Below are 26930 nucleotides of genomic sequence, written 5' to 3'. Positions count from 1 at the left end.
TTGGCCGCAAACCGTCGGACCGGATGCCCCGGAATAGACGAAGCCCCTGGCGCAATAGCGCAAGGGGCTCTTGCACAAAGATGCTACCCGAGGAAGCGAGGCATGGCCGAGGTGGCGACTTTCGCGAGGTCCGATCAGCTGCTGGTGGTGATCGATCCGGCAGCCCGCACGACGGACGGAGAGTCCGTACGCATCGCGAAAGACGTGCTCAGCGCGGGTGCGACCACCAAGGTGTGCCTGCCGGAGGACTCGGACGAGTTCGCCCGCGCCCTGGCCCGGCGCGGCGCGCGCCGGCCGGTCGTGATCGGCGACGACGGCGCTCTGCTGCGCGCGGTGTCGCTGCTGCACCGGCAGCGGCAGCTGGCCGAATGCGTGCTGTCGGTGGTGCCCGTCGGGGGCGCGCTGACGCTGGCCGCGTCCCTCGGGGTGCCGCTGGGGGCGGTGGCGGCGGCACGGGCGGCCCTGGACGGCGTGGAGCGCCGTCTGGACCTGCTCGTCGACGACAGCGACGGTGTGGTGCTGGGCGGGCTGCGGATACCTCCGATACGGGACCCGGCCGCGCCGGACGGGGCCACCGTGGTGGGCCCGGGTGCCGGACGGCCGTGGCTGCGGACGTGCCAGTCGCTGGTACGGACGCTGGTGCCGCCGAAGGGCTCGTCCCCGGCCGCCGCCCAGGGGCCGTCGCGGCTGCGCGTCGAGGTCGACGGGACGACGCTGGTGGATCTCGACCAGCCGGTGGAGGCGGTGTCGGTGACGCCGGGGCTCGCGGGCCTGGCGGAGGTGGAGGTACGGCCGTCCTCGGTGGGCGCGGAGGCGTCCCCGCTGCGCGCCGAGGGCCGCACGGTGACCGTGTCGGGGGCGCACTTCCGCTACCGCGCCGACACGGCGGTCTCCGGGCCGGTGCGCAGACGCACGTGGACGGTGGGGGAAGGCGCGCTACGGCTGGTGCTGCCGGGCCGCTGAAGGCTGGTGCCTCAACGGCCGCTGAAGGCCTACCCGATGCCGCCGGGCCCCGACGAGGTCCTACGGGGCGCTCGGGCCGAAGGTCTTGTCGCGGTGTTCGCGCCAGCGTTCCATCAGGTGGGCGAGCTCGCCCTCCAGGTACTCGAAGAAGGCCAGTGTCTCGGCGATGCGCTGCCCGCCCGGGGTCGCCGGGCCGAGGCTGTCGACGCCCTCGCGCAGGGTCTGGCCCCAGCGCCTGAGGACGGCGTCGCGGTTGGTCAGCGCCTCGTACCACTGGTCGCTGTGCACCCGGTAGCGCTCGCGCCGTGAGCCCGGTTCGCGCTCGCGGGAGACCATGTGGACCTGGGCGAGGTAGCGCACGGCGCCGGAGATCGCGGCGGGGCTGACCTGGAGCTGTTCGCCGAGCTCGGCGGAGCTCATGGTGCCGGAGTCGGACGCGAGGAGCGCGGCGAACACCCGCGCCGCCATGCGCTGCATCCCGGCCTCGACGAGCTGCGCGGCGAACGCCTCCACGAATTTCGACACCGCCTCGGGGTCCCGCCCCGCCTCGCTCGGTTCCATCATTCGTAGATCATCTCCCCTGCGTCCGCCCAGCTCGCGCGCCGTCCCCGAGTCTATCCGCGATTTATACGCTTCCTTAACTTCACAAATTTCTGAAGGAAGCGTACGTTCTGAACCATGACGAAGGCAAACCCCGCCATCGAGGTATCCGGACTGCACAAGTCGTTCGGCAAGACGCACGCCCTGGACGGCCTCGACCTGGACGTCGAGACGGGCGAGGTCCACGGCTTCCTCGGCCCGAACGGCGCCGGAAAGTCCACCACCATCCGCGTCCTGCTCGGCCTGCTGCGGGCCGACTCCGGCGGCGCCCAGGTACTCGGCCGCGACCCCTGGACGGACGCGGTGGAGGTGCACCGCCGGATCGCCTACGTGCCGGGGGACGTGACGCTGTGGCGGAACCTGTCGGGCGGTGAGGTCATCGATCTCTACGGCCGGCTGCGCGGCGGGCTGGACTCCCGGCGCCGCGCCGACCTGATCGAACGGTTCGAGCTGGACCCGACGAAGAAGGGCCGCACCTACTCCAAGGGCAACCGGCAGAAGGTCGCCCTCGTCGCCGCGTTCGCCTCGGACGTCGATCTGCTGATCCTCGACGAGCCGACCTCGGGCCTGGACCCGCTGATGGAGGAGGTCTTCCAGCGCTGCGTGGAGGAGGAGCGCGACCGCGGCCGGACGATCCTGCTGTCCTCGCACATCCTCAGCGAGGTCGAGGAGCTCTGCGACCGGGTCAGCATCATCCGCAAGGGCCGCACCGTCGAGAGCGGTTCCCTCGCCGACCTGCGCCATCTGACACGCACGAGCGTCACCGCCGACCTGGCCGGGCCGCCCAACGGGCTGTCGCATCTGCCCGGCGTCCACGACCTCGACGTCCAGGGTCACCGCGTCCGGCTCCAGGTCGACACCGACAAGCTCGACGCCGTCCTGCGCTCGCTCAGCGAGTCCGGCGTACGGTCGCTGACCTCGACACCGCCGACCCTGGAGGAGCTGTTCCTGCGGCACTACCAGGCCGACACGGACGAGGTGGCCGCCCGATGACCGCCACCGCTTTCGGGGCACGGCACGGCGGCTCGCGCCAGCTCGCCAGCACCGGGACCCTGCTGCGCTTCGCCCTGCGCCGTGACCGGGTGATGATCCCGGTCTGGGTGGCGGTGAACGCGCTGATGGTCCTCTCCATGCCGAACACGCTGGAGAACCTGTACGCCACCCCGGCCGACCGCGCCAACCTGGTGCAGGACACCGCGACCAACGCCTCCTTCCGCGCGCTGATCGGCCCGGTCTTCGGCGACTCGATCGGCGCCCTGACGGCCTGGCGGGTCGGCGTCTACGCCGGCGCGCTCGCGGCCGTGGTCAGCATGCTCCTCGTCGTACGGCACACCCGGGACGAGGAGGAGAGCGGCCGTCAGGAGCTGGTCGCGTCCGGGATGGTGGGGCGCCGGGCCTCCCTGACGGCCGCTCTGCTGACGGCCGTGGTCGCGAACGCCGTACTGGCCCTGCTGGTCACGGCCGGACTCGCGGGCCAGGGCGCCACGGGAGCCCTGGCGCTCGGGCTCGGGCTCGCCGGGGTCGGCATGGTCTTCGCCACGCTGGCGGCGATCGTCGCCCAGTTCACCGAGAGCGCCCGGCTGGCGCGGGGCCTGACGGCCGGGCTGCTGGGCGCCGCGTTCGTGCTGCGCGCGGCGGGCGACTCGGCGTCGGACGACGGCTCGTCCGCGCTGACGTGGGCGTCGCCACTGGGCTGGCTGGAGAACCTGCGGCCGTTCGCGAGCGAACGCTGGTGGGTGCTGCCGCTGTTCGCGGGGGCGGCCCTCGTGCAGGGCGTGGTGGCGTACGAACTCGCCGGGCGCCGGGACGTGGGGATGAGCTTCCTGCCCACCCGTCCGGGCCCCGCGCTCGGGCGCCTCGGCACGGCGGGCGCGCTGGCCTGGCGCCTCCAGCGCGGCAGCGTGCTCGGCTGGAGCATCGGCTTCTTCCTCGCCGGGGTCATCTACGGCGGGCTGACCGACGGGGTGGCCGACCTGGTCGGCGACAACGACAACGCGCGCGAGATCTTCGAGCGCATGGGAGGCCAGGCCGGGCTGACGGACGCCTTCCTGGCGTCGATGGTCGGCATGCTGGGCCTGATCGCGGCCCTGTACGTCGTGGCGTCGGTCCTGCGGCTGCACGGGGAAGAGACCTCGATGCGGGCGGAGCCGATCCTCGCGAACGCCGTGGGCCGGCTGCGCTGGGCGGCCGGTCACCTGGTGATCGCCTTCGCCGGCTCGGCCCTGATCATGCTCCTCGCCGGCCTGGGCTTCGCCGTCGGCTACGGCAAGGAGATCGGCCCGATCCTGGGCGCCTGCCTGGTCCAGCTCCCCGCGGTCTGGGTCGTCGGCGGTCTGGCGGTCCTGCTGTACGGCCTGCTCCCGCGGGCGGCGATGGCGGCCTGGGCGGTGGCCGGCGCGATCCTGCTGATCGGCTGGGTGGGCCCCGCGCTGGACGTGCCGCAGGCCGTGCTGGACCTGTCCCCGTTCGGGCATCTGCCGAAGCTGCCGGGCGGCGGAATGGAGTGGAGGCCGGTGCTGACCCTGCTGGCACTGGCGACGACACTGGTCACCGCGGGGTTGGCAGGCCTACGGCACCGGGACATGACCACATGAGGGCTATCGGTCGACGTACTGCTTGAGTTCATCGGTGTCGAGTGCACGCTCTGCCATAACCGTCATGGTGCCTCCCTTCGCAGGCATGCACCAGGATGACGAGCCGCCGACGGCCGTCGATCGGGATTCGCTCAGCGATCAGACGAACGAGTGATCACCTCAGCTCGACGCTCAAACCCTCCAGACCCCGGATCACGAAGTTCGGCTTGCGGTCGGGTTCCCCCGCCGCCCGCAGGGTCGGCGCCTGGTCCAGGAGTGCCGACATGGATGCCGCCAGTTCGATGCGGGCCAGGGGGGCGCCGATGCAGTAGTGGATGCCCGCGCTGAAGGAGATGTGCGGGTTCTCCGTGCGGGTCAGGTCCAGGTGCTCCGGGTCGGTGAAGACCTCCGGGTCGTGGTTGGCGGAGCCGAAGAGCATGGCGATCTCGGCGCCGCGCGGGATCGTGGTGCCGTCGATCTCGATGTCGTCCAGGACCCAGCGCTCGAAGAGCTGGAGCGGGGTGTCGTAGCGCATCAGCTCCTCGATCGCGGAGGGGATCAGGGAGTGGTCGGCGCGCAGGGCCGCGAGCTGGGCCGGGTTGCGGAACAGCGCCCACCAGCCGTTGACGGTGGCGTTCACCGTGGCCTCGTGCCCGGCGTTGAGCAGCAGGACCGCCGTCGAGATCATCTCCTGCTCGGTGAGCCGGTCGTCCTCGTCGTGGGCCGCGATCAGCCCGGAGATCAGGTCGTCGCCCGGTTCCTTGCGGCGGGCCGCGATCAGCTCGCGCAGGTAGTCGGAGAACTCGATCGAGGCGCGGACCGCCTTCGCGGCCGTCTCCGGCGGCGGGTTCAGCTCGTACATCCCGCAGATGTCCGCCGACCAGGGCCTCAGCGGTCCCCGGTCGGACTCCGGGATGCCGAGCATCTCCGCGATCACGGCGACCGGCAGCGGCTCGGCGACCTCCGTCAGCAGGTCGCCGCCGCCCCGCTCGACCAGCCCGGCCACCAGCTCGCCCGCGAGGTCGCGGACGTACGGCCGCAGCCGCTCGACCGTGCGCGGGGTGAACGCCTTGGACACCAGGCGCCGGATCCGGGTGTGGTCCGGCGGCTCCAGGTCGAGCATGCCGTGGTCGTTGAGCGTGTGGAACGGCTCGTGCTCCGGCGGCGGCGCGCTGCGCCCGAACTCCTCGTGGGTGAAGCGGTGCAGATACGTCCGCCCCAGCCGGCGGTCGCGCAGCAGCGCCGACACGTCGGCGTGGTGCGGGACCAGCCACTGGTTCGTGGGCTCGAACCAGTGCACCCGTCCCCGGGCCCGCAGTTCGGCGTAGGCGGGGTAGGGGTCGGCGAGGAACGCCGGGTCCCAGGGGTCGAAACCGAGGTCGGAAGGAGCTGCCATGCACGGACGGTAGACCGCCGTCCCCCCTCCTGACCAGGGGGGCACCCTAGGCGGCGCCGAAGTCCGGGAGCGTGACCGTGCCGTCGTCGGCCAGCGGGAAGGACGGGTTGTGCGCGACCTCCCACGGGTGCCCGTCGGGGTCCGTGAAGGCCCCCGAGTAGAAGCCGACGACGTTGACGGCCGCCGGCTTGGTGACCGTCCCGCCCGCGTCCGGCACGGCCGCGAGCAGGGCGTCGACCTCGTCCCGCGAGCGGACGTTGTGGGCGAGGACGATGCCGCCGAACCCGCCGGGCTCCCCCGGCTCCAGCCCGCAGTCCCGCGCCAGCTTCTCCCGGCTCCACAGCACCAGACCGAGGCCGCCCGCCTGGAAGAAGACGGTCTCCTCGACCTCCTGCCCCCGCCAGCCCAGCGCCGCGTAGAACGCCTTGGCACGGGCGAGGTCACAGACTCCCAGCGTGATCAGGGTGATGCGCTGTTCCATGAAAGTCACCGTAGCCCCGCACCCCTTCTCTAGCCGGGTGTCACCAGCCGGGCCTCGTACGCGAAGACCGCCGCCTGCGTACGGTCGCGCAGCCCGAGCTTGACCAGGATGCGGCTGACATGGGTCTTGATCGTGGACTCGGCGACCACGAGCCGCTCGGCGATCTCCGAGTTCGACAGGCCCTGCGCGATCAGCACCAGCACCTCCGTCTCCCGCTCGGTCAGCTCCCCGTACGCCGCGTGCGCGGACGACATCGCGCGCGGGGCGTCGGACAGCTTGGAGAACTCCGTGATCAGCCGGCGGGTGACCGACGGGGCGAGCAGCGCCTCCCCGGAGGCCACGACCCGCACCCCGTCCGCGAGCTGGCGCGCGGAGGCGTCCTTCAGCAGGAAGCCGGACGCCCCGGCGCGCAGCGCCTGGTACACGTACTCGTCGAGGTCGAACGTGGTCAGCACCAGCACCTTCGCCGTGCCGTCGGCGGCGACGATCTCGCGGGTCGCCTCGATGCCGTTCAGCTCGGGCATACGGATGTCCATCAGGACGACGTCCGGGCCGAGCTCGCGGACCCGCTCCACCGCCTCGCGGCCGTTGACGGCCTCTCCGACGACCTCGATGTCCGGCATCGCGTTCAGCAGGACCGAGAAGCCCTCGCGGACCATCATCTGGTCGTCGGCGATCAGCACCCGGATGGTCATGCGCTGTCCTCCGCGGCCGCCTCGACGGGCAGGAACACCGCCACCTCGTAGCCGCCGTCGTCCGTCGCGGCGGCCGTCATCCGCCCGTTGAGCATGGAGACCCGCTCCCGCATACCGGTGATGCCGTGCCCGGCGCCCGGCGACGGTTTCAGCAGGGCCGGCGCGGGCGGCGGGCCGTTGACTATGCGCAGGCCGAGCCCGCCGAGGACATAGCCGACCTCGACCTGGGCGCTCGCGCCGGGCGCGTGCCGCAGGCTGTTGCTCAGCGCCTCCTGCACGATCCGGTACGCGGACAGCTCCACTCCGGGCGGCAGTTCGCGGACCGCGCCGGTCACCGTCTTGCGCACGTCGAGCCCGGCCTCCCGCACATTGGCGAGCAGGGCGTCCAGGTCGGCGAGGGTGGGCTGCGGGGCGTCGGGCGCCTCGTAGTCCTCGGCCCGTACGACACCGAGGACGCGCCGAAGCTCGGTCAGGGCCGCCACCGCGTTCTCCCGGATGGTGGCGAACGCGCGCTCCAGCTCGGGCGGCGGGTTCTCCACCCGGTAGGGCGCGGCCTCCGCCTGGATGGCGACGACGGACATGTGGTGGGCGACCACGTCGTGCAGCTCCCGGGCGATGGTGGTGCGCTCCTCCAGCAGGGTCCGCCGGGACCGCTCCTGCGCGGTGACCGTCTGCTGGGCGCTCACCTCCTGCTGCGCGGCCTGGCGGACGTGCCGCAGCGAGACGACGAGCAGGGCGAACGCGGACGTCACCAGCATCGGGGCGCCGTTGGAGTAGTAGTACGACCCGCCGATGACACCGTCCGAGAGGACGACGTACACGGCCGTGACGACCCACATCCAGACGGCGGTACGGGGCCGGGTGCGCAGCGCCACCACGACCAGCACGGTGAGGTGGCAGAGGAACGCGCCGGGCATCCACGGCCAGTCCGACCCGCCGCCGTTGAGGGCCGCGGTCACCGGCGTGATCGCCAGCGACAGCCAGAACGCGCCGACGGGCCGGGTCAGCGTGGTGACGACGGGCAGCGCGCACAGCAGACCGGTCAGCAGGGCCCTGCCGTCCCCGCCGGGCTCGCTGCCGGACAGGGCGCCGATCATCAGGGTGAACAGCGCGATCCCCGCGATCACCGCGTGCGGGAGGCGTTCGGCGGCGGTGCGCATCCGGCCGGGCAGCCGGCGCACGAACGGGCCGTCGGTGCGGCGGTGCGGCAGCGGGCGGTAGGCGAACGGATCGCGGAACAGGTCCTCGCGCAGTCCCTGGAGGGAGTTGCGGGCCAGCCGGTACTCGGGGCTGCGCTGTCTGCCCGCGTCCCCCGGTGGCGGGGGCGGCATCTGGGTCGTCTCGGTCACGTACAGCACCGTAGGCGCCGGGCGGGCGCCCGGTCGTCCCCATGGAGGCGGGTTCTTCCGCGTACCTCTCAGGTACTACGGGGAGCGTCGCAGGTCGCGAGGGGTACGGCCGGGGCGGCGGGCCCGCTCACCAAGCCAGCTGGGCGATCTCCTCCACCACGACCGCGCAGGCGTCCGCCGCCGGGTCGATCAGCGGGAAGTGACCGACGTCCTCGAGCAGCGTCAGCCCGGCCACCTCGCCCGCCTTCGCCGCCGCGTCCGCGTACGCCTCGGCGACGGCCTGCGGGACCACGATGTCGGTACGGCCCTGGACCAGCGTCGTCGCGATCCCGGTGGGCAGCAGCAGCGCGGGATCGGCGTACGGCTGCCGCTCGGCGAACTCCGGCCCGGACCCGAGCAGCTGGCGTACGGCGCCGCCGCAGACGTCCAGCTTGTCGGCGACCGCGAGGTCGGCGATCGGGGCGAGTGCCACGACCCCGCGCAGCGGCGGGGGCCCGTCGGTGCGCCAGGGGGACCCGGCGGGCAGAACGTGCCGGGCGGCCGCCCACAGGGCCAGATGCCCGCCCGCGGAGTGCCCGGCGAGCACCATCCGGCGCGCGTCGGCCTGCGGCAGCGCCTCCCGGGCCAGCGCGGGCAGCGCGTCCAGCGCGGCGGCGACGTCGTCGAAGGTGTCCGGCCAGCGCCCGGCCTCCGCCTCGGACCCTTCGGCGCCCCGCCGGTACTCCACGTTGGCCACGGCGAAGCCGCGCCGCGCCATGAAGGCCGCGAACGGGGTGAGGTGCCGCCGGTCGTACGGGGCCCGCCAGGCGCCGCCGTGCAGCAGGACGACCAGCGGGACCGGACCGGCGGGCGCGGTGGTTCCGCGCGGCGCGTAGAAGTCGACGACCTGGTCGGGGTGGGCGCCGTAGGAAGCCGTGGCGTCGGGGTCGACGGGCGGGTGCGAGAAGGCCGACTCCTCCTCGGCGGCGTCCCGGGCAGCGGCGACGTCGTCCGGCATGCTCCAACCTCTCAGCGACGAAACGGAATTGGACGGAAGCGGGGGTGGCGGTCCAGGGGACACCTCGGCCGTTGGCGGGGACGGTATCAGGCGGATGACGTGCGCGAACACGCGCATGTCACACACCGTGAGGGTCACACGGCCGCCCGGCGCACCGAGGAGACCCATATGTCCGCCGAACCCGGAACGCCCCCGCCGCCGCGACGGGGGCGTCGGCCGTCTATCCGTCCAGCACGTCCGCGAGGACGCGGGCCGCCCGCTCCGTGTCCGCGAAGGACACGTACAACGGGGTGAAACCGAAGCGCAGCACGTCCGGGTGACGGAAGTCGCCGACCACGCCCCGCGCGATCAGCTCCTTCATCACCTGCCCGGCATCGGCACACCGCAGCGCCACCTGACTCCCCCGCTCGGCGTGCGCGCCCGGCGTCACGGACTCCACCCGCCCGGCGGGCACATACGCCTCGACGCACTCCAGGAAGAAGTCCGTCAGCGCCAGCGACTTGGCCCGCACCGCCTCCACCGGCACCCCGTCCCACACGTCCAGGGCCGCCTCCAGGGCGAGCATGGACAGGATGTCGGGCGTGCCGACCCGGCCGCGCATGGCGCCGGACGCCGGGGCGAACTCCCGGTGCATCCCGAAGGGTTCGGCGTGCGAGTTCCACCCCGGCAGCGGCGAGTCGAACCGGTCCTGCAGACCGTGGCGCACATACAGGTACGCCGGTGAACCCGGGCCGCCGTTCAGGTACTTGTAGGTGCAGCCGACCGCCAGGTCCACGCCGTGCTCGTCCAGCCCGACCGGCAGCGCGCCCGCGCTGTGGCACAGGTCCCACACGGACACCGCGCCCGCCGCGCGCACGGCGGCCGTGAGCGACGGCAGGTCGTGCAGCCGCCCGGTGCGGTAGTCGACGTGGTTGAGCAGCACGGCGGCCGTACGGTCGCCCAGCGCGTCCGGCACCTCGGCGGGCGTCACCGGCCGCAGCGTACGGCCGGTCATCCGGGCCGCCGACTCGGCGATGTACCCGTCGGTGGGGAAGGTGGTGGCGTCGACGAGGATCTCGTCGCGGCCGTCCCCGGCGATCCGCACGGCGGCGACCAGCGCCTTGAAGACGTTCACGCTGGTGGAGTCGCCGACGACGATCTGCCCGGGCGCCGCGCCGACCAGCGGGGCGATCCGGTCGCCGATCCGCTCGGGCGCGGTCCACCAGCCGCTCTCCTCCCAGGAGCGGATACGCAGCTCGCCCCACTGCCGGCGTACGACGTCCTCGATCCGGCCGGGGACGTGCGCGGGCAGCGCGCCCAGCGAGTTCCCGTCGAGGTAGACGACATGGTCGAGAACGAACCGGGCACGACTGCCCGCGAGTATGTCTTCGGCGTCCAGCTTCTCGGCCCGCGCGGCGAGCTCGCTCGGCTCAGACATGGGACCTCGCCGTCCACAGCTCCGGGAAGACGTTCTTCTGGGCGCGCTTCTCCAGCCAGGCCACCCCGGCCGAGCCGCCGGTGCCGGTCTTGGCGCCCATCGCACGGCGGGTGGCGACCAGGTGGTCGTTGCGCCAGCGCCACACCAGCTCGGCGACGTCCGTGAGGGCCTCGCCCAGACGGGTGAGCTCGGCGTTCTGGTCGCCCGTGTAGATCTCCGTCCAGACCGCCTCGACGGCCTCCGAGGGCTCGTAACGGCGGGTGACGTCCCGGGTGAGCACCTGCTCGGGGATCGCGTGGCCGCGCCGGGCGAGGAAGCGGAGCACCTCGTCGTACAGGCTGGGCTCGTGCAGGGCCTTCTCCAGCTCCGCGTGGACGCGCGGGGCGCCGCGGTGCGGGACGAGCATGGACGCCGACTTCTCGCCGAGCAGGAACTCCAGCCGGCGGTACATCGCGGACTGGAAGCCGGACCCCTCGCCGAGCGCGCTGCGGTACGAGTTGAACTGGGCCGGCGTGAGCTGCCCGAGCGGCGTCCAGGAGGCGTTCAGCGCCTCCAGCTCCCGCACGGACCGCTTCAGGGCGTCGATCGCCACACCGGGGCGGTCCTCGCGCAGCGCGCGGGCCGCGGTCTCCCACTCGTGGACGATGACGGTGAACCACAGCTCCATGACCTGGGTCGTGACCAGGAAGACCATCTCTCCGGGATCGTCGGAGAGGGTGTGCTGCAGGTGGGTGAGGACGTCCGCCTTGACGTAGTCCTCGTACGGTGTCGTACCCGCGAAGTCGAGATTCGGGGTCTCGGGCTCCTGAGTCCCCGCGGTGGTGTCCGCGGACCGATGAGCCTGCTGGGACATCGCTGTCTCCTGTGTAACTCCGGGTAGCGGTCCGCCCTGCCGTTATCGGCAAAGGGGCCCCGGTCCCCACCCGCATCCTCAGCCATGCCCCCGGAACCCCGCAAGGCCCGCCCGGTCACACCGGGGGGCCTCACGGGAACGCCGGAAACGACTAGCCCAGAGTCTGGGCGGCGGTCGGCGAGGAGTCCTTCAGGAACTGCGAGCAGCGCTCGTACTCCTCCTGCTCACCGATGGACCCGGCGGCCCGGGCGAGGGCGTGCAGGGCCCGCAGGAAGCCCCGGTTCGGCTCGTGCTCCCACGGGACGGGCCCGTGGCCCTTCCAGCCGTTGCGGCGCAGCGCGTCCAGACCGCGGTGGTAGCCGGTGCGCGCATAGGCGTACGACTCCACGACGCTGCCCCGCTCGAACGCCTCGTCGGCGAGCTGGGCCCAGGCCAGGGAGGAGGTCGGGTACCGGGCGGCGACTTCGGAGGGCGCGGTACCGCCCGCGAGCAGCTCACGGGGCTCCGGGTCGTCGGGCAGATGGGTCGGGGGCGGCCCCCCGAGCAGATTCTCATGAATGGCCATGGCCCCAGTGTCGTCCATCCCACCCACGTGGACCCCACCGCCCAGCCCGGACCTATCCAGCCCGCCCGGCGCTTGAGGACACACCTCATCCCCCCAGCCTCCCCTTGCTCCCCTGCCCCTCCAACGGCGGCGACACGACAGACCCGTGCCGCAGACACTCCGGCTTCCGGCACCCCGCGGGCAGCGACCGCACCGTCACGAACGCCACCACCGCCCCCACCACCAACACCCCCGCACAGATAGGCATCGCCCGCCGAAACGCCGCATCGAACGCGGACGCCGACCGGTACGCCTCCTCCCCCATCCCCGCGAGCAGCGGCAACGCGGCCACCGCCACCAGCCCCGCCGCCCGAGCCGCCGCATTGTTGATCCCACTGGCCAGCCCCGCCCGAGCGGTATCGACGGACCCGAGAACCGTCGCCGTCAGCGGCGCGACCAGCGTGACCATGCCGAGCCCCAGCACCAGCAGCGCGGGCAGCACATCCGACACGTACACCGCCCCCGGCCCCACCCGCAGCATCAACAGCATCCCGCCCGCACACACCAGCGGCCCCACGGTGAGCGGCACCCGCGGCCCGATCCGATCCGCGAGAGCCCCCGACCGCGCCGAGAACAGCAGCATCAGCGCGGTCGTCGGCAGCAGCGCCGCCCCCGCCCCGAGCGCCGAATACCCGGCGACCACCTGCAACTGCAGCGCGGCCAGGAAGAAGAACCCGCCGAAGGCCGCGTACACGCACAGCGTGACCAGATTGACGGCCGTGAACTGCCGCGAGCGGAAGATGTCGGGCGGCATCATCGGATCGCTCCGATGCCGCTCCACCCACACGAACGCGACCCCCGCACCGACCCCCGCCACCGCGGCCACCACCACCGTCGCCGACCCCTGCGGCGCCTCGATCAGCGCGTACGTCACCAGCGCCAGGGCCAGCGCCCCCAGGGCGGCCCCGAGCACGTCGAAGCGGCCGTGCCGGGTCCCGTCGCCCGACTCGGGGACGTGCCGTACGGCGATCGGGGCGCACACCAGCGCCACCGGCACGTTCAGCAGGAACACCCACCGCCAGCCCGGCCCGTCGACCAGCCAGCCGCCCACGAAGGGCCCGACGGCCGCCCCGACCCCGCCGAACCCGGACCACAGGCCGACCGCCCGCGCCCGGTCGTCGGGGTGGAAGGACGCCTGGATCAGCGCCAGCGACCCCGGGGTCAGCAGCGCCCCGCCGATCCCCTGCAGGGCGCGGGCGGCGACCAGCACCTCGACGCCGGGCGCGAGCCCGCACAGCAGCGAGGCCGCCGCGAACCACACCACGCCCACCACGAAGATCCGGCGCCGCCCGTACCGGTCGCCGAGCGAGCCGCCGAGCAGGATCAGCCCGGCCAGCGTCAGCATGTACGCGTTGACGGTCCACTGGAGCGCGGCGAGGTCGGCGTCGAGATCCCGGCCGATGCGGGGCAGGGCGACGTTGACGACGGTGGAGTCCAGCATCGCCATGCTGGAGCCGAGGACGGTGGTGAGCAGAACCCACCGGCCCTGCGATGAGGCCAGCCGGACGTCGGGCATGTCCCCAGGTATACAGCGAGCCCGGCGCCATGGCAGGCGCCGGGCTCACGGGGTCCCCGAGGGGACGGAACTACTTGATCTTCGTACCGGCGGAGCGCAGGTGCGTGCAGGCCTCGGTCACCCGGGCGGCCATGGACGCCTCGGCGAGCTTGCCCCAGGTCCGCGGGTCGTAGGTCTTCTTGTTGCCGACCTCGCCGTCGACCTTCAGGACGCCGTCGTAGTTGCGGAACATGTGGTCCGCGACCGGACGCGTGAACGCATACTGGGTGTCGGTGTCGATGTTCATCTTGACGACGCCGTTCTCCAGCGCGGTGCGGATCTCCTCCTCGGTGGAGCCCGAGCCGCCGTGGAAGACGAAGTCGAACGGCTGCGAGCCGGCCGGCTTGCCGTACTTGGCGGCGACGCCCTCGTTGAGCTCCTTCAGCAGCTCGGGACGGAGGACGACGTTGCCCGGCTTGTACACGCCGTGGACGTTGCCGAAGGAGGCGGCGAGCAGGTAGCGGCCCTTCTCACCGAGGCCGAGCGCCTCGGCGGTGCGGATCGCGTCGTCGACCGTGGTGTAGAGGGAGTCGTTGATCTCGTGGGAGACGCCGTCCTCCTCGCCACCGGTCGGGGTGATCTCGACCTCGAGGATGATCTTGGCGGCGCGGGCGCGCTCCAGCAGCTCCTGCGCGATGGCGAGGTTGTCGGCGAGGGTCTCCGCCGAGCCGTCCCACATGTGCGACTGGAACAGCGGGTTCTCACCGCGCGCGACGCGCTCCTCGGACACGGCGAGCAGCGGACGGACGTACCCGTCGAGCTTGTCCTTGGGGCAGTGGTCGGTGTGCAGCGCGACGGTGACGTCGTACTTCTTGGCGACGATGTGCGCGAACTCGGCCAGGGCGACGGCGCCGGTGACCATGTCCTTGTTGTACTGACCGCCCAGGAACTCGGCACCACCCGTGGAGATCTGGATGATGCCGTCGCTCTCCGCCTCCGCGAAGCCGCGCAGGGCCGCGTGCAGGGTCTGGGAGGAGGTCACGTTGATGGCCGGGTAGGCGAACTTGCCTGCCTTCGCCCGGTCGAGCATCTCGTTGTAGACCTCGGGGGTTGCGATGGGCATCTGTCCGCTCCTTGGAGTGTGCGGGTCGGCGTACTGCGTACGGCGTTCTTCTTGGCCCTGACCTAGACCTTGGGGGGTTGTGACGTCGTCGTCGGCGCCCATCTTTCCAGACGAACCCGGATGCTCCGAGCGTCTGTCACCAGCCGAGACGGACCCGGCCGGAAGGGGGTGTCAGTCCAGGCCGAGCTCGTCCTTGGAGTACGCGTACAGGTACGGCACTTGGGCGCCCTCGCGGATCTTCTCGGCGGCGCCGGTGGCCCGGTCGACGATGGTCGCGACACCGGCGACCTCGGCGCCCGCCTCGCGCACGGCCTCGACGGCGGTGAGCGGCGAACCGCCGGTGGTGGAGGTGTCCTCGACGACGAGCACCCGGCGGCCGGCGATGTCCGGTCCCTCGACGCGGCGCTGCAGGCCGTGCGCCTTGGCGGCCTTGCGGACGACGAACGCGTCGAGCCTGCGGCCGCGCGCGGCGGCGGCGTGCAGCATGGCGGCGGCGACCGGGTCGGCGCCCATGGTCAGCCCGCCCACGGCGTCGAACTCCAGGTCGGCGGTCAGGTCGAGCAGCACCTGCCCGACCAGGGGGGCGGCCTCGCCGTCGAGGGTGATGCGCCGCAGGTCGACGTAGTAGTCGGCTTCGAGGCCCGACGACAGGGTCACCTTGCCGTGCACCACGGCCTTGTCCTTGATCTGCTGCAGCAGCGCCGCACGAACGTCAGTCATGCCGCCCAGCTTAAGGGCGTGTCCAGCGCCAGACGGTCGTGGCCTCCAGCGGCTCCAGGGGCGTGACCAGGCGGGGATGGGTGTTCAGCCCATTGGGCGGGCCGGTCTGCGGTTCGACGCAGACGGCGGCCTCCTGCTCGTCGTAGACGACGACCCACTCCTCGCGGCTGGTCACCTTCAGCTCCAGGCGCTCCGGCCAGGTGAGGGTGACGTCGACGCCGCCGGGCATCCCGAAGCAGTCGTCCCAGGGGCCGGGCCGCGGCTCGATCCGGTTGCCGGTGGGGAGGTGGTCGTCGCCGCGCTCCTCCTGCCAGGCGGGGCTGAAGTCGAGCCGGACGTCCTCGCCGCCGTCGCCGAGGTTCCGGTTGAACCAGGGGTGCCAGCCGATCTGCGCCGGGAAGGAGGCGTCGTACGTCTCCACGGACATGGTCAGGGTGAGGCTGTCCGGGGTGAGCGCGACGAGCTGGGTGACGCGGCCCGGGTAGGGCCAGGGCTCGGTCAGGTCGTAGGTGAGGACGGTCTCGGCGTCGGTGTGCCGCGCGACCTTCCACACCCCGTCGCGGGCGGTGCCGTGGATGGCGTGGGGCGGGGCGTTGAGCGGCATCTGCCGTACCTCGGCGCCGTCGCGGAAGCGGCCGTCGCGGATCCGCCCGCACCAGGGCACCATCGGGAAGCAGCCGAACCGCTCGCCCTGCCGCAGCAGCTCCGTCCCGCCGACGCGCAGTCCCCCGACCCGTCCGCCGTTGCCCGGCAGTACGTCCACCTCCGCGTCGCCCGCGGTCAGCGTGATGTGTTCGGTACGCACAGCACGACCCTACCGGGGGCGATCAAGACCGCCCGGCGCGTCAGCGGCGGCGGCGCAGCATCCGGCCGGCCACGATCGCCGAGGCCAGCACGACGGCGGCGGCCGGGGCGGCCCACCGCAGCGCGGAGTTGGGCGCGAGGGACTGGGGCGGCGGCACCGGCGCGTACCGGCCGCGCGGCGGGGCGTGGTCGACCTCCTCCGCGCTGCGCCCGATCATCGTGCGCCGGGCGTGCGCGGCCTCCGCGACGGGCGCCTCGCCCGCCTCCTCGCTCTCCTCGCTCCCCTCGCTCTCCTCGTCCTCCGCTTCGAGGGCGGGCGGCGGCACCTCGGTGTCGAACACGGACGGCGGCTCCGGCACGGGCGGGTCCTCGGCGTCCGGGGTCGTCTCGAAGTCGCTGGTCACGCGTGGCTCGAACTCGCCGGGAGCGAGGGACTCCTCGACGCCGTCGTCGGCGGCCTCGGGTCCGGCGGACTCCGCCGCCACCGCGCCGAGCTGCTCGGCGAACCGGTTCAGCAGCCGGGTGACGGCCGTGTGGACGGCGTCGGCGTCGAACTCGGTGACGCGCCCGTCCGCGGAGGCGCCGCCCTCGAACACGAGCGTGGCCCCGCCGTCGGCGTCCCGCGTGCGCAGGGTGAGGGCGAGCTTCACGGAACCGGTTCCGCGCGCCTCGGCCGCGTCGCCCTCCACGGTGTACGCGCCGTCGTCCCGCGCGGAGATCCGTACGGCGCCCCGGTAGGTGATGGTGTGCCCGGCGACGCGCAGCTTCAGGCGCCCCGCGACGGGCTCGGCACCGGCGTCCTGCTGGAGCCCGGGGACCGCGCGGGCGACCCTCACGGGGTCGGCCAGCACCTCCCTGAGCCGCTCGGCCGGGACCGGAACGAACACCTCATGCTCCATGCCGATCGAGCCTACCCAGCATGGCGTGAACCGCACCCACACAATCCCGGATTCCCGTGGGCCGTGTGCCCGCCGGGGAGCCTCAGTACCGCGGATGCACGAGGGTCGACGCGGGCAGGCCGGCGACCCGTGACGCCTCGGCCACCCGCATACCCGCCGGCAGCGGTGGCGGGCCGTCCCGCCCGGCCAGGACGAACCCCCAGTCGTCCGGCGCCCGCGCCGGGCCCTCCACCGCCTCGCGCGGTGCGAGGGAGTACGGCGTGGTCCGCAGCCCGGCGGCGCGCAGCGTGGCCTCGACGGTCCGGAAGACGCGCGGGTCCGGGGAGACCGTCCCGGCGTGCACGGCGAGGCGCCCGTGCGGGGTGAGGGCGCGGCGGGCGAGGCCGTAGAACTCCTGCGAGTACAGCTTGGCGCTGTCCGTGACCCCGGGGTCGGGCAGATCGGAGACGATCACGTCGTACGAGCCCGGCGGGACCGACCGCAGCACATGGAAGGCGTCGGAGTCGCGGACCCGCACGCGCGGGTCGCCGTAGACGTACCCGTTGAGCCGGGACAGCGGCGGGTCCTCGCGGGCCAGCCGCACCACCTCGGGGTCGGACTCGACGATGTCGACCCGGCGCACGCCGGGGTGGCGCAGCACCTCGCGCGCCGCCAGTCCGTCGCCGCCGCCGAGGATCAGCACGCGCGCGTGCCCGCCGCTCATCGCGGGGTGCACCAGCGCCTCGTGGTAGCGGCCCTCGTCCCGGCCGCTGACCCGGAGCCGCCCGTCGAGGAAGAGGTCGAGGGGCCGGCCGCCCGTGCCGCCGGTGATGACGACCTCCTGCGTACCGGTCCGCACGGCCACCCGCACGTCCTGCCCGTACACCGCGTGCCGCGCGGCCCGCTCGAAGTCGTCGACGAGGACGGCGGCGACGGCGAGGACACCGAGCACGGCGAGGTTGACGGCGAGGAGGACCCGGCGGGCGCGGGGGCTGAGGTCGGCGCGGAACACCCCGAGGACGAGCGCGGCGCCGACGACCGCGTTGACCCCGCCGGTGATGAGGGCCGACGTCAACTGCCCCAGCAGCGGCAGGAGAAGGAACGGGAAGGCCAGCCCGCCGACGAGCGCGCCGACGTAGTCCGCGGCGAACAGGTCGGCCACCGCGCCGCCCGCGTCCTGGCGGCGGATGCGCTGGATCAGCTCCATCAGCAGCGGGACCTCGGCGCCGATGAGCAGCCCGATGACGAGGGAGAAGGTGACGAGGAGGGCGCGGGGGGCGTGCGCCCACGGGCCGCCCCAGTCGCCGGTCCAGGCGAAGACGGCGTACAGGGCGAGCGCGCTGCATCCGCCGACCAGGGCGAGGACCGCCTCGATGGCGCCGAACCCGGCGGCGGCGCGGGGGCGCAGGCGCTTGGCGGCGAGGGAGCCGATGCCCATGGCGAACACCATGACGGACAGCACGACGGACGCCTGGGTGACCGAGTCGCCGATCAAGTACGAGGCGAGCGCGACGAGTTCCAGTTCGTACACGAGTCCGCAGGCGGCGCAGACGAAGACGCCCGCGAGGACCAGGAACCGCCCGGTGTCCGGCCGGACCGGCAGCCGCGCCCGGCCGCCCCAGGAGGGCGTCGTGCCGGGAGGCGCGGGGGCGTGCGGTTCGATCACGTTGCCGACGGTACGTGACGCCTGGGGCACGCTTCGTCACCCACACGTGTGGAACTGGCGGCTCCGGAGGCGTCGGTGGTTTATCCGGCGAGGACGGCGGAGGGGCGCAGCCGGTTCGCCGTGGGCCGGCCGGGCCCCGCCGGGACGCGCACCCCGACCCGGGTCTGGGTGGCCACCAACTGGCCGTCCTGCGGGTAGGCGTGCCAGGTCCGCCAGTGCACCTGGCCCTCGTGCCGCCGGGCCAGCATCGCGGTGAAGGCGTGCGGGCTGCCGGGGAACACCCCGGCCAGGCCGTGCGGATGGTCGGCGACCAGCGCCAGCAACTCCTGGGCGCGGCCCGCGAACTGGCCCGGTGACAGCACCTCGACCCGGGCGGCGAACTCGTACTCCCAGTCGCCCGCGCGCTTGGCCGCGCCGAGCGGGAGGGGGGTGCTGCTGCCCGGAATGCAGGCCACCGTCTCCGAACAGCGTCCCCGCTCCTCGTCGAGGAGGACCTGGTGGGAGGCGCCGAGCAGCCTCAACTGGAGTCTGGCCGCGCCGAGTTCCAGGTCGAGCGTGGCGAGTGCGGGAAGCGGCTCCCGCCCCAGGGTCCAGGCCAGGTCGGCGGCGCGCGTGTCGGTATAGGCGGTGTTCAGGGTCGTGAGCATGGATGGGCTCCGCTAGCAGCAGGAGGAAGGTGGGGTGCCGGCCGTCGTCGCACTGCCGGCACCGGGACGTCGGCCCCGTCAGCCCGGTCGGCGGTCAGATGGGTGTCCGGGGGACGTCCGAGGGGGCTGCGTAGGTGAACTTCACTGAATCATGAACTGCTTCGACGACACAGCGTTTTTACCCAAGTTCGTAGGGTTTCCATCCCTCGGAGGGCTTATCAGCTCAACTGTTCAACTCCGGCGCGCGCCTGTACGAGGGGCGCGCGCGCCGGAGCCCTTCGCCGGGAAACGGAGAGCGGGGCCGGTCCAGGCACCGGCCCCGCTCCCTGGTGGATACGGCTCCCCCTGCCGGGTGGAGCTCAGCTGCCCCGTGTCAGCTGCCCCCGCCACCGCATCCGCCCCCTCCGCCGCACGACGACCCGCCTCCGCAGGACGAGCCGCTGGAACAGGAGGAGCTGCCGCTCGAACAGGACGACGAGCTCCCGCCGTCCCCACCGCCGACCCACCAGCTGTTGCTGCTGCCCCCGTCGCTGCCGCTGTACGAGCTGCGGCTGCGCCCCCGCGCCCTGCTGACCGACCGCCGCCCCGCGTTGCGGGCGATGGACACGAAGACCAGGACGAACACCACTGCGACCAGCGCCACGACAAGTCCTGTGACCATGGCGTCAGCCTCCTTCCGCTCCCCCGAAGCGACCCGAGACGTCCCCCCGTGGGCGCCTCCGCTCGGTGTGTGCGGGGGAGATGCCCGGGCCGCTCCCCGCCCAAAGCAGAGTTGAGCAACTTCAGAGGGTTGGCCCGCGGGTCAGGCCCCGAGGTGCGCTCCGTCGCCCGTGCCGAGGAGCGGGGTCGTGAGCCGGCGTTCGACGGCGCTGGGCAGGGACCACAGTTCCGCCCGCCGCTTCCGGTCCGCCGCGCCCTGCCGTTCCGCGCGGCGGATGCCCGGCACGGCGAGGCCGAGGGCGGCCAGGGACACGACGAGCCCGGCGCCGAGGAGCGCACCGGCGAGCAGGGGGCCGTCGGCGAGGGCGAACGGAAGCGCGAACCCGAGGCAGAGCGTGCCGAGACCGCCGAGGACGGCGACCGTCCACCACAGCGGTGTGAGCGGGTGTTCGTCGCGCAGATGGCCGACGAGCTGCCGGTCGGTGGGACGCCGCCGCGGGTGGTCGCCGGCGGCGGCGAACAGCTCGGCCCGCCCGCGCAGCGCCCACACGGCGTGCACGCCCACCCAGACGACGGGCAGCACGAACAGCGCCACCAGCACCAGGACGGCCTGGACCGCCCGTGACACCGGCATCCAGCCGACGGCGTCGGCGACCACGGACGCCACGGCGACCGCCACGAGCACGGCACCGCCCGTACTCGTGACCACCAGCCACCGCCGGGCCGCCCGCACCCGGCCGCTGAGCGGGAACTCGACCGCGTCCACCGTCTTCTCCCCTCGACGACGGCAGGCACTCTACGCACCGCGCCGAGGACGACGGGCGGCGAGTGTCGGTTGAGGAAAGCCCGGGCTCGGGCGGAGGATGACGGGCATGACCTCCTCCTCGCGCCCCCTGCTCAACCGCCGGCTCGCCGAGTTCGGGACGACGATCTTCGCGGAGATGTCGGCGCTCGCCCTGAGCACCGGGTCCATCAACCTCGGGCAGGGCTTCCCGGACACCGACGGCCCCGAGGAGGTCCGGGAGGCCGCCGTGCGGGCGCTGCGCGACGGGCGGGGCAACCAGTACCCGCCGGGCCCCGGCGTCCCCGAGCTGCGCGCGGCGGTCGTCGCGCACCAGGAGCGCCGCTACGGCCTGGCGTACGACCCCGACACCGAGGTCCTGGTCACGGCGGGCGCCACCGAGGCCATCGCGGCGGCGCTGCTCGCGCTGGTGGAGCCCGGCGACGAGGTGATCGCCCTGGAGCCGTACTACGACTCCTACGCGGCCTGCATCGCCATGGCGGGCGGGACCCGGGTGCCCGTCACCCTGCGCCCGCACGACGGCGCGTTCCGGCTGGACCTGGACGAGCTGCGCGCCGCCGTCACCGACCGCACCCGCCTCCTTCTCCTCAACACCCCGCACAACCCGACCGGCACGGTCCTCACCCGCGCGGAGCTGGCCGCGATCGCCGAACTGGCCGTCGAGCGCGACCTGCTCGTCGTGACCGACGAGGTGTACGAGCACCTGGTGTTCGACGCCGCCGAGCACCTCCCGCTGGCCTCGTTCCCCGGCATGCGCGAGCGCACGGTGACGATCAGCTCGGCGGGCAAGACGTACTCGTTCACGGGCTGGAAGGTCGGCTGGGTCACGGCCTCCCCCGCCCTGGTCACGGCCGTCCGCTCGGCCAAGCAGTACCTGACCTACGTGTCGGCGGGCCCGTTCCAGTACGCGGTCGCCGAGGCGCTGTCCCTCCCCGACTCCTACTTCGCCGAGTTCCGCGCGGACATGCTCGCCAAGCGGAACATCCTGGCCGGCGGCCTGGAGGAGGCGGGCTTCACGGTCTACCGCCCCGCCGGCACCTACTTCGTCACCGCCGACATCCGCCCCCTCGGCGAGACCGACGGCATCGCGTTCTGCCGCACCCTGCCGGAGCGGGCCGGCGTCGTCGCCATCCCGACGGCGGTCTTCTACGACCACCGCGACCAGGGCGCCCCCTTCGTCCGCTTCGCCTTCTGCAAGCAGGCCCACGTCCTGGAGGAGGCGGCCACCCGCCTGAAGACGCTGTCGGTCTGACTGCGGACGGACCTACGACCGGCCGTCCGACTCGGGCTCGGGACGCGGCAGCTCAGGAGGCCGTGCGCTGGGGATGGGCACCCCGGCGGCCTCTGGGCAAGACCGCAAGACCGTGTGGGCGGAGGTGTCCGTCGGGGTGCCGAGGTCGGGGTGCTGAGTACCTGGGCAGGTACCTGCTCGGGTAGCCGTACTCATGTCTGAGCGGGGCCGCACGGCGAGACTCGTCGGCATCGACCTGTACGAGCGGAAGGGCGCTCCCGATGCAGACCTCTTCCCGCCTCCGCCTGCCGCGGCTCCTCGTGCTCGGCACCGACAGCCGGCTCGCCCGGGGCTATCTCGTGGTGTTCGGCCTGAGTGTCCTGGTCATGCTCGTCCTCCCGGACAGCCCCGTCGCCATGGCGCCGATGCTGCTCACCGCGCCGCTCTCGCTGATCGGCGTGGCTCTCCCGTTCGGGCCCGGCACCGAGGGCGGCGGGCCGGGTGAGGCGCTCGCCGTCGGGTTCTGGGCGGCCTGGGTCCTGCTGTGCGCCCTCGTCAACGCCGCCGCCCTCGGCGCTCTCACTGCGAAGCGGTCGGCGCCGGCGCCGGTGCGGTCGAACGTGCCCGCCAGGAACCCGCTCGCGCCCGCCGTCGACAACTGGCTCGCCCGCGCCTACTGCGCCGTCGTCGCCGTGGCGCTCGGCTTCTTCCTGTACGCCGTGCTCCTGTCGCCGGACCCGGGCTTCGCGGGGATCTGGCCCCTCATCACCGCCGCCCCGTTCAGCTTCCTCGCCGTGCCGCTCTCGCTGCCCGCGGAGTACTCCGGGATACCGGGGCTGGGCACGCTGGTCTTCACCGTCGCCGTGGGCCTCGCGGGGCTGGTCAACGCCGTGCTGATCGGGCGGCTCGCCCACCGGCTGCGCGAGGGACGCTGAGACGCGGAAGAGCCCGGCATCAGGGCCGGGCTCTCCTCCGCCCGCGGCACCGCGCCGCGGGCACGTCCGTCGTGACGACTACTCGTCGTCCTCGGGCTTGTCCGCCTCGTTGATCTCCTGCTCCAGGCCGAGCTGCTCGACGAGCCACTTGTCGAACTCGATGGCGGCCCGCACCCAGCTGACCGTCGACGAGACGAAGTGCTCCAGGCTGACGCCCGTGCCGATCAGCATCTGCGCCTCGCCGATGAGGCGGACGGTGCCGTCGTCGTGCGTGTGGCTGTAGACCTTCGGCCACAGCGTCCGGCGGTTCCAGTCGTCGATCGACTCGAGGAGCGCGGGCTTCTCGTCGATCTGGTGGGGCCGGTCGTAGAACGTCCGCACCGAGAAGACCTGCTGGTCACCCTCGCCGCGGAACATGAAGTACGTACGGAACTGCTCCCACGGCGCCGCGAGGTCACCCTCGTCGTCGACGACGTACTTCAGCTCCATCTGGTCGAGGAGCTGCTTCACGAGGTCCTGATCCGGGATTACGGGGCCGGGCGGTGGCCCGGGCTGCGGCTGCTGGCCCCCGAAGTTCGGAATCGAGGACGGGTCGATGCTCACCGTGATTTTCCCTTCGTACGGATTCCGCCATCCTCCCCCATGCAGGGAGGGGGGTGGCAAGCCCGGACGGGCCCTGTCAGCCCTGGGCTGACTCGATCCGGTCAACGGGACGGGTACCCGGTTCGCACCGGGTACCCGCGATCACGGTGCCATCGCCCCTCAGAGCGTCTTTCCGGTGGCCGGTCCCACGATCAGGCCGTCGCCGAAGGCGTCCACCCGGACCGTGTCGCCGTCCTTGACCTCCCCGGCCAGGATCTCCTTCGCGAGCCGGTCCCCGATGGCCGTCTGGACCAGGCGGCGCAGCGGCCGGGCACCGTACGCCGGGTCGTTGCCCTCGTCGGCGAGCCAGGCCAGCGCCTCGTCGGTGACCTCCAGGGTGAGCCGGCGCTCGGCCAGCCGCTTGGCGAGCCGGTCGATCTGCAGCCGGGCGATCCGGACCAGCTCGTCCTTGGTCAGCGCCGAGAAGACCACGAGGTCGTCCAGCCGGTTCAGGAACTCGGGCTTGAAGGAGGCGCGGACCACCTCCAGGACCTGCTCCTTCTTCTCCTCCTCGCTGGTGATCGGGTCGACCAGGTACTGGCTGCCCAGGTTGGACGTCAGCACGAGGATCGTGTTGCGGAAGTCCACCGTGCGGCCCTGCCCGTCGGTGAGGCGCCCGTCGTCCAGCACCTGCAGCAGGATGTCGAAGACCTCCGGGTGCGCCTTCTCCACCTCGTCCAGCAGCACGACGCTGTACGGCCGCCTGCGCACCGCCTCGGTGAGCTGGCCGCCCTCCTCGTAGCCGACGTAGCCGGGGGGCGCGCCGACCAGCCGGGCCACGCTGTGCTTCTCGCCGTACTCCGACATGTCGATGCGGACCATGGCCCGCTCGTCGTCGAAGAGGAAGTCGGCGAGCGCCTTGGCCAGCTCGGTCTTGCCGACACCGGTCGGGCCGAGGAAGAGGAACGAGCCGGTCGGGCGGTCCGGGTCGGCGATACCCGCCCGGGTGCGCCGTACGGCGTCGGACACGGCCTGCACGGCCTCCGTCTGCCCGATGAGCCGCTTGCCCAGCTCCTCCTCCATGCGCAGCAGCTTCTGCGTCTCGCCCTCCATGAGGCGGCCCGCGGGGATGCCGGTCCAGGCGGCGACGACGTCCGCGATGTCGTCGGCGCCGACCTCGTCCTTGACCATGGTGTCCCGCGCGGCCTCCTCCTCGGCCTCCGAGGCGGCCTCCAGCTCCTTCTCCAGGGCCGGGATCTCGCCGTACAGCAGCTTGGAGGCGGTGTCGAAGTCGCCGTCGCGCTGGGCGCGCTCGGCCTGGCCGCGCACCTCGTCGAGCCGTTCCTTCAGCTCACCGACGCGGTTCAGGGACTGCTTCTCCTTCTCCCAGCGTGCGGTCAGGTGGCGCAGCTCCTCCTCCTTGTCGGCGAGGTCGCGGCGCAGCTTCTCCAGGCGCTCCCGGGAGGCGGGGTCGGTCTCCTTCTCGAGGGCCAGCTCCTCCATCCGCAGCCGGTCCACGGAGCGCTGGAGCTCGTCGATCTCGACCGGCGAGGAGTCGATCTCCATCCGCAGCCGGGAGGCGGCCTCGTCGACGAGGTCGATGGCCTTGTCGGGCAGGAAGCGGGAGGTGATGTACCGGTCGGACAGGGTGGCGGCGGCCACCAGCGCGCTGTCGGCGATCTGCACCTTGTGGTGGGCCTCGTAGCGGCCCTTGAGCCCGCGCAGGATGGCGATGGAGTCCTCGACGGAGGGCTCGGCGACCAGCACCTGCTGGAAGCGCCGCTCCAGCGCCGGGTCCTTCTCGATCCGCTCGCGGTACTCGTCCAGCGTGGTCGCGCCGACCATGCGCAGCTCACCGCGGGCCAGCATCGGCTTCAGCATGTTGCCGGCGTCCATGGCGGAGTCGCCGCCCGCGCCCGCGCCGACGACGGTGTGCAGCTCGTCGATGAAGGTGATGATCTGCCCGTCGGAGTCCTTGATCTCGGCGAGGACGGTCTTCAGACGCTCCTCGAACTCACCGCGGTACTTGGCGCCCGCGACCATCGCCCCGAGGTCCAGCGCGACGAGCCGCTTGTCCTTCAGGGACTCGGGCACGTCGCCCTTGACGATGCGCTGGGCGAGCCCCTCGACGACGGCGGTCTTGCCGACGCCGGGCTCACCGATGAGGACGGGGTTGTTCTTCGTACGGCGCGACAGCACCTGCACGACCCGGCGGATCTCCTGGTCCCGTCCGATGACGGGGTCGAGCTTGCCCTCGCGGGCGGCGGCGGTGAAGTCGGTGCCGAACTTCTCCAGCGCCTTGTACTGCCCCTCGGGATCGGCGGTGGTCACGCGGCGGCCTCCCCTGGCCTTACGGAAGGCGTCCAGCAGCTTCTTCGCGGTCGCGCCCTGACGGGTGAGCACGTCGGCCGCGGGACCGCCCTTGGCGGCGATCCCGATGAGCAGGTGCTCGGTGGACAGATACTCGTCGCCGAGGTCCTTGGCGCGGGCCTGCGCGTCCGCGATCACGGCGAGCAGATCGCGGTTGGGCTGCGGGGGCGCAACGGTGGACCCCGTCACGCTGGGCAGGGCGGCGAGCGCCTTCTCGGTACCGGCCCGTACGGCGGCCTGGTCGGCCTCGGCGGCGGCGAGCAGATCGACGATGTTCTCGTTGTCCTGGCCCTCGAGCAGAGCCAGCAGCAGGTGGGCGGGGGTGAGGTCCGGGTGTCCCTCGGTCACGGCCCGGTTGCTGGCCGCGTTGATCGCGTCCCGGCTCCTGTTGGTCAGCTCGGCGTCCACGTGTCCGTTCTCCTCCTGGCGTCAGCGTCTCCCTTTAACTGACAAAGTCAGCGTACACAAACTTGAGTCTATTCCACTCAAGGTGGGCCGGGGAGCCCTGCGCCCGTTAGGTTCCCCACCATGGCCGCATACCCCCAGGATCCGGGCGCTCCCGACGCGCCGTACCTCTCCTTCTGGCAGGAGAGGCATCTGTGCACGCTGACCACGCCCCGCCCGGACGGCACCCCGCACGTGGTGCCCGTCGGTGTCACATACGAACCGGAGGCCCGGCTGGCTCGGGTGATCACGAACAAGTCCAGCAGGAAGGTGGCGCATGTGCTGGCCGCCGGGGCCGCCGGGGCCCCGGTCGCCGTCTGCCAGGTGGACGGCGGACGCTGGGCCACGCTGGAGGGGGTCGCGCACGTCAGCTCGGAGCCGGAGCGGGTGCGGGAGGCCGAGCGGCGCTACGCCGTCCGGTACGGGCGGACGCCGGCGCCCAATCCGGACCGGGTGGTCATCGAGATCGCGCTGACGCGGGCGATGGGGCGCGGCTGAGACCGGCAACTTGGCCGCGGAGGCGGACCGGCCGGTTCCGGCCCCGTCGAGGGTCGCCGTAAAGCGGGAAATATCCCGGAAAACTGCAGCGGCGTCCCCGGGTTGAGGGCACGGGGCCGGCGGTGGGGGGGGAACCGGCGGCGCGCT

26 protein-coding genes are annotated in these 26930 nt (G+C 72.8%); 6 read left to right on the top strand and 20 right to left on the bottom strand.

The window, feature by feature from the left end; all coding sequences use genetic code 11:
- The first annotated feature begins 102 nt into the window (after positions 1 to 102).
- Positions 103 to 963 (top strand): diacylglycerol kinase family protein, encoded by an 861-nt coding sequence (locus KBY32_RS28025; protein ID WP_210982076.1) that lies wholly within the window; start codon positions 103 to 105, stop codon positions 961 to 963.
- 60 nt (positions 964 to 1023) lie between these two features.
- Here the strand turns inward: KBY32_RS28025 and KBY32_RS28020 are convergent, their stop codons facing one another.
- The gene (locus tag KBY32_RS28020) at positions 1024 to 1527 is read right to left on the bottom strand and encodes a MarR family transcriptional regulator (protein ID WP_055621246.1); all 504 of its coding nucleotides are present in this window, start codon (positions 1525 to 1527) and stop codon (positions 1024 to 1026) included.
- A 114-nt stretch (positions 1528 to 1641) separates the two neighbouring features.
- Here KBY32_RS28020 and KBY32_RS28015 point away from each other — a divergent pair, with 114 nt between their 5' ends.
- Both KBY32_RS28015 and KBY32_RS28010 read left to right on the top strand, forming a co-directional pair.
- Positions 1642 to 2556 carry an ABC transporter ATP-binding protein gene (locus KBY32_RS28015; RefSeq protein ID WP_210982075.1) on the top strand — a complete coding sequence of 305 codons (915 nt, stop codon included), beginning with the start codon at positions 1642 to 1644 and terminating at the stop codon, positions 2554 to 2556.
- On the top strand, positions 2553 to 4157 hold the full coding sequence (locus tag KBY32_RS28010; protein WP_210982074.1) for an ABC transporter permease: 1605 nt from the start codon (positions 2553 to 2555) through the stop codon (positions 4155 to 4157). The genes KBY32_RS28015 and KBY32_RS28010 overlap by 4 nt, the downstream gene beginning before the upstream one ends.
- Positions 4158 to 4311: 154 nt before the next feature.
- Here KBY32_RS28010 and KBY32_RS28005 read toward each other — a convergent pair whose 3' ends face one another.
- The 17 genes from KBY32_RS28005 to KBY32_RS27925 form a co-directional block, all read right to left on the bottom strand.
- Positions 4312 to 5532, bottom strand: a complete 1221-nt coding sequence (locus KBY32_RS28005; RefSeq protein ID WP_115504539.1) for a cytochrome P450 — start codon at positions 5530 to 5532, stop codon at positions 4312 to 4314.
- Positions 5533 to 5578: 46 nt separating this feature from the next.
- Complete coding sequence (locus tag KBY32_RS28000; RefSeq protein ID WP_210982073.1) at positions 5579 to 6013, bottom strand: VOC family protein; 435 nt, start codon at positions 6011 to 6013, stop codon at positions 5579 to 5581.
- Between the two features lie 29 nt (positions 6014 to 6042).
- Positions 6043 to 6708, bottom strand: a complete 666-nt coding sequence (locus KBY32_RS27995) for a response regulator transcription factor (protein ID WP_210982072.1) — start codon at positions 6706 to 6708, stop codon at positions 6043 to 6045.
- A complete protein-coding gene (locus tag KBY32_RS27990; protein WP_308293804.1) occupies positions 6705 to 8057 on the bottom strand; it encodes a histidine kinase in 1353 nt (450 codons plus the stop codon). Before KBY32_RS27990 ends, KBY32_RS27995 begins: the two co-directional genes overlap by 4 nt.
- 127 nt (positions 8058 to 8184) lie before the next feature.
- On the bottom strand, positions 8185 to 9054 hold the full coding sequence (locus KBY32_RS27985; protein ID WP_210982071.1) for an alpha/beta hydrolase: 870 nt from the start codon (positions 9052 to 9054) through the stop codon (positions 8185 to 8187).
- Positions 9055 to 9274: 220 nt separating this feature from the next.
- A complete protein-coding gene (gene kynU / locus KBY32_RS27980) occupies positions 9275 to 10471 on the bottom strand; it encodes a kynureninase (RefSeq protein ID WP_210982070.1) in 1197 nt (398 codons plus the stop codon).
- On the bottom strand, positions 10464 to 11324 hold the full coding sequence (locus KBY32_RS27975) for a tryptophan 2,3-dioxygenase family protein (protein ID WP_210982069.1): 861 nt from the start codon (positions 11322 to 11324) through the stop codon (positions 10464 to 10466). Before KBY32_RS27975 ends, kynU begins: the two co-directional genes overlap by 8 nt.
- A gap of 151 nt (positions 11325 to 11475) precedes the next feature.
- Positions 11476 to 11889 carry a DUF3151 domain-containing protein gene (locus tag KBY32_RS27970; RefSeq protein WP_055621237.1) on the bottom strand — a complete coding sequence of 138 codons (414 nt, stop codon included), beginning with the start codon at positions 11887 to 11889 and terminating at the stop codon, positions 11476 to 11478.
- An 85-nt stretch (positions 11890 to 11974) separates the two neighbouring features.
- A complete protein-coding gene (locus KBY32_RS27965) occupies positions 11975 to 13444 on the bottom strand; it encodes an MFS transporter (RefSeq protein WP_210982068.1) in 1470 nt (489 codons plus the stop codon).
- Positions 13445 to 13514: 70 nt separating this feature from the next.
- Positions 13515 to 14546, bottom strand: coding sequence for a class II fructose-bisphosphate aldolase (gene fbaA, locus KBY32_RS27960; RefSeq protein ID WP_055621235.1), 1032 nt, complete (start codon positions 14544 to 14546; stop codon positions 13515 to 13517).
- Positions 14547 to 14717: 171 nt separating this feature from the next.
- Positions 14718 to 15266 carry an orotate phosphoribosyltransferase gene (gene pyrE / locus KBY32_RS27955; RefSeq protein WP_055621234.1) on the bottom strand — a complete coding sequence of 183 codons (549 nt, stop codon included), beginning with the start codon at positions 15264 to 15266 and terminating at the stop codon, positions 14718 to 14720.
- 10 nt (positions 15267 to 15276) lie between these two features.
- Positions 15277 to 16071, bottom strand: coding sequence for an aldose 1-epimerase (locus KBY32_RS27950; RefSeq protein ID WP_210982067.1), 795 nt, complete (start codon positions 16069 to 16071; stop codon positions 15277 to 15279).
- Between the two features lie 40 nt (positions 16072 to 16111).
- Positions 16112 to 16969: an SRPBCC domain-containing protein gene (locus KBY32_RS27945; protein ID WP_210982066.1), complete on the bottom strand. Its 858-nt coding sequence runs from the start codon at positions 16967 to 16969 to the stop codon at positions 16112 to 16114.
- A gap of 82 nt (positions 16970 to 17051) precedes the next feature.
- Positions 17052 to 18614: a polyamine aminopropyltransferase gene (locus KBY32_RS27940; RefSeq protein WP_210982065.1), complete on the bottom strand. Its 1563-nt coding sequence runs from the start codon at positions 18612 to 18614 to the stop codon at positions 17052 to 17054.
- A gap of 80 nt (positions 18615 to 18694) precedes the next feature.
- Positions 18695 to 19261, bottom strand: a complete 567-nt coding sequence (locus tag KBY32_RS27935) for a DUF2617 family protein (RefSeq protein WP_210982064.1) — start codon at positions 19259 to 19261, stop codon at positions 18695 to 18697.
- Positions 19262 to 19634: 373 nt separating this feature from the next.
- Positions 19635 to 19922 (bottom strand): hypothetical protein, encoded by a 288-nt coding sequence (locus KBY32_RS27930; RefSeq protein ID WP_079033577.1) that lies wholly within the window; start codon positions 19920 to 19922, stop codon positions 19635 to 19637.
- A gap of 141 nt (positions 19923 to 20063) precedes the next feature.
- Positions 20064 to 20687, bottom strand: coding sequence for a hypothetical protein (locus tag KBY32_RS27925; RefSeq protein ID WP_210982063.1), 624 nt, complete (start codon positions 20685 to 20687; stop codon positions 20064 to 20066).
- A gap of 97 nt (positions 20688 to 20784) precedes the next feature.
- Here KBY32_RS27925 and KBY32_RS27920 point away from each other — a divergent pair, with 97 nt between their 5' ends.
- Positions 20785 to 21975: a pyridoxal phosphate-dependent aminotransferase gene (locus KBY32_RS27920; protein ID WP_210982062.1), complete on the top strand. Its 1191-nt coding sequence runs from the start codon at positions 20785 to 20787 to the stop codon at positions 21973 to 21975.
- 260 nt (positions 21976 to 22235) lie between these two features.
- The gene (locus tag KBY32_RS27915) at positions 22236 to 22889 is read left to right on the top strand and encodes an SCO4225 family membrane protein (protein ID WP_210982061.1); all 654 of its coding nucleotides are present in this window, start codon (positions 22236 to 22238) and stop codon (positions 22887 to 22889) included.
- Between the two features lie 78 nt (positions 22890 to 22967).
- On the opposite strand, the gene KBY32_RS27910 is transcribed toward KBY32_RS27915, so the two are convergent.
- Together KBY32_RS27910 and clpB are read right to left on the bottom strand one after the other, a co-directional pair.
- Positions 22968 to 23492, bottom strand: coding sequence for a YbjN domain-containing protein (locus KBY32_RS27910; RefSeq protein ID WP_055621227.1), 525 nt, complete (start codon positions 23490 to 23492; stop codon positions 22968 to 22970).
- Positions 23493 to 23651: 159 nt separating this feature from the next.
- Positions 23652 to 26249 carry an ATP-dependent chaperone ClpB gene (gene clpB / locus KBY32_RS27905; RefSeq protein ID WP_055621226.1) on the bottom strand — a complete coding sequence of 866 codons (2598 nt, stop codon included), beginning with the start codon at positions 26247 to 26249 and terminating at the stop codon, positions 23652 to 23654.
- 120 nt (positions 26250 to 26369) lie between these two features.
- On the opposite strand from clpB, the gene KBY32_RS27900 reads away from it, so the two are divergent.
- Complete coding sequence (locus KBY32_RS27900) at positions 26370 to 26783, top strand: pyridoxamine 5'-phosphate oxidase family protein (protein ID WP_115504524.1); 414 nt, start codon at positions 26370 to 26372, stop codon at positions 26781 to 26783.
- The last annotated feature ends 147 nt before the right edge of the window (positions 26784 to 26930 follow it).

The organism is Streptomyces sp. RK62, assembly GCF_018070255.1.
Lineage (GTDB): Bacteria > Actinomycetota > Actinomycetes > Streptomycetales > Streptomycetaceae > Streptomyces > Streptomyces nigra.
Note: the sequence above shows the minus strand (reverse complement) of the source record. Positions and strands in the feature narration are given on the sequence as shown.